General features: G+C 56.9%; 1 pseudogene. It reads left to right on the top strand.

The features are described 5' to 3' along the window. Positions 1-3,105: pseudogene (locus tag KZ793_RS22130) on the top strand (S-layer family protein); the annotation flags it as partial.

The following is a 3,105-nucleotide window of genomic DNA, read 5'->3' as shown; positions in this document are numbered from 1 at the left end:
TGGACATTCACAGCCGACAACTCACTAACCGCGAGGGGACCTTACAATCCGCAGACGCCCTGAATCTGGACACCGACGGGCAATTACTGGATAACCAGCAAGGCCAGATTCTCGGTGAGGGCAAAACCACCGTCACCAGCGGCCCGCTGGACAATCGCCACGGTCATCTGCAAGGCGGACAGTTGGTTATCGACACCCGACAGGCGCAGACCGATAACCGGGACGGCAAATTGTTGTCGGCCGGTACGTTCAACCTGAAAACCCAGCGGCTCGATAATCGTCACGGGCAAGTGCAGGCGGTAGGCGACACCACTCTTAATGTTGAAACCCAAACCGATAACACCGGCGGCCTTATCCGTAGTGGTCGGCAATTGACCCTGAGCACCGCTCACCTGACTAATCGTGACACGGCGCAGGCAGATAAAGGACTGGAAGCGCAAAACCTGACGGTCAACGCCCAACAAGTGGACAACAATCAAGGGGCTTTACGAGCGGCCGACCACCTGCAAGCAAACATCAGCCAGAGCTTGAATAATATCCAGGGGCTGGTCTCCGCAGGCAAGCAGCTCACTATCAACCGCGAGGCTCAGCAACCGCATCTGGCGATTAACAACCGGCAAGGCACCCTGATTGCCGGGGAACACGCCACGATTAACGCTCACGGCCTGAGTGGGGACGGCCAACTGTTATCGCAGGGCGATATGGCGATCACTTTAACCGAGGATTTTCACCATACCGGCAACACCGCAGCCAATGGCAATTTGACCCTGAAAACCACCGGCAATCTCCGCAATGACCGCCAGATAAAAGCCGGTCAGGCGCTGCATCTTGACGCCCACAATCTCACCAACAGCGCCGCCGGTGAAATCAGCGCCGGGCAAACGCAAATCAAGGTCCACGATACGCTGAACAATACCGGATTGATTGACGGCGGTCTGACCCATCTCACGGCCAACACCCTGAACAATACCGGCACCGGACGCATTTACGGCGACCAACTCGCCCTCCAGACGGGCACGTTGAATAACAGCGCACAGGACGGCAAAGCCGCCGTGATTGCCGCGCGGGACCGGCTGGATATCGGGACCGGGATACTCAACAACAGTCACCATGCCCAGATTTACAGCGTGGGCGATATGCACATTGGCGGCCAGTTGGACAACAGCCTGACGGCAACGGGTCAGGCGCGTGAGCTCAATAACCACGCCGCAACGATTGAAGCCGGGAACAATTTGAAGATTCAGGCCGACCAGATTAACAACACCAACGCCGGTCTGGTCACCCAAGTCGTCGAAACGGAAAAATCGCGACATCACGATGCGGTATTGAGCGGCCAGACCATTCGCTATGACTGGTCACAAGTGGACACTTCCCGCCACAACAAATACGGCGTACACGATGCCATCATGCCGGACGGCAGTCGCAGTAATGACTTTTACGAATATCAGTACACCCGCACCGTGAAGGAAACGCAGGTTAAACAGAGTGACCCCGGTAAAATTCTGGCCGGCGGCAATATCACGCTCAACAGTGCGAAAGTCACTAATCACGACAGCCAAATTGTCGCCGGCGGCGAGCTGAACGGCGAAATAGGCGAACTGCACAATATAGCCACTCAGGGGGAGCGCATCACCACCGATAAAGGTCGCCAGACTCACTGGTATGCGAAAAAGAAAAAACGCCGTGTCGGCGGTACTAAAACCTCGCAGGGAAAAAGTCGCAGTGGTTATCACCCTGCGCCGGTGGTAGAAACGATTGACCTGAAAACGCTGGCCTGGCAGGACCATACCCGTCCACAGAACACCGATATCACGATTACGGACCGACAAACCGGTCAGATACACGATGCCCCCACGGCGGTCAAACCGGTGAGCGGGATAAACGACCAGCCTCTGGTCTTGCCCCCCGGCCAGCCATTTGAACTGAGTTTGCCCCCGGAAACGGTGAAAGGGCAAACAATCGACCCGGTGATACGTGTAGTGACCCCTAATACCCGCTTGCCGGATAACAGCCTGTATACGGTGCAACCGGGCAGTGACAGCCACTATCTGGTCGAAACCGACCCGAAATTTACCCAGTATAAACAGTGGCTGGGTTCGGATTACATGCGGCAACAGTTAACGCACGACCCGGCGCGGGTTCACAAACGCCTGGGCGATGGGTTCTATGAACAGCGACTGGTGCGGGACCAGATTACCCAACTGACCGGCCGGCGCTATCTGACCGGCTACAACAACGATGAAGCGCAGTTTAAAGCGCTGATGGATGCCGGTATTGCCTTTGGCCAACAGCAACAGTTAACGCCGGGCGTCGCCTTGAGTCCGGCGCAGATGGCGCTGCTGACTTCGGACATTATCTGGCTGACGAACCAAACGGTGACTTTGCCGGACGGCACTACTGAGGTGGTCACCGTGCCTCAGGTGTATGCGCGTGTCCGTCAGGGCGACCTGAGCAGTGATGGCGCCCTACTCGCCGGTAATGCCGTGGCCCTCAACAATCAGGACGATATTACCAACAGCGGCACGATTAGCGGGCGTGACGTCACCCAACTGACCGCCAACAATCTCACCAACAGCGGCTTTATTCGCGGCGGCAAAGTGGATTTGACGGCCCAACAGACGCTCACCAACCGGGGCGGCCAGATTCAGGGGGATGACCGGGTAGCTTTGAAAGGTCGCGATATCACCAGTGCATCAACTGTGCGCGGGGATGAGGCTAACCGCTGGCTGGACCGTCCGGCGGGGATTTATGTGCAGAACGATAAGGGCACCTTATCACTGAGCGCCATCAACAATGTGCAATTAACCGCCAGTGAGGTGAAGAACGCCGGTAAAGACGGTCGCACCGAGATAACCGCCGGCCATAACCTGACGCTGGACACCTTAAGCACCCACCGTACAGAACAGGGGAATTGGGGGGAAAATAACTATCGCCATCTGACCCAACAACAGGATATTGGCAGCCAGATAACCGGCGCCGGTGAGGTGACCCTGCAAGCCGGGCAGGATTTGACTGCCACCGCCGCCCACGTCAATGCCGGTCAACAATTGACGGCGCAGGCCGGAAATAACCTGACATTGACAACCGGTACCGCCTCATCCGACT

The sequence above is a fragment of the Photorhabdus antumapuensis genome (assembly GCF_020387775.1).
GTDB classification, from domain to species: domain Bacteria; phylum Pseudomonadota; class Gammaproteobacteria; order Enterobacterales; family Enterobacteriaceae; genus Photorhabdus; species Photorhabdus antumapuensis.
This window is presented reverse-complemented; position numbering and strand designations above follow the sequence as displayed.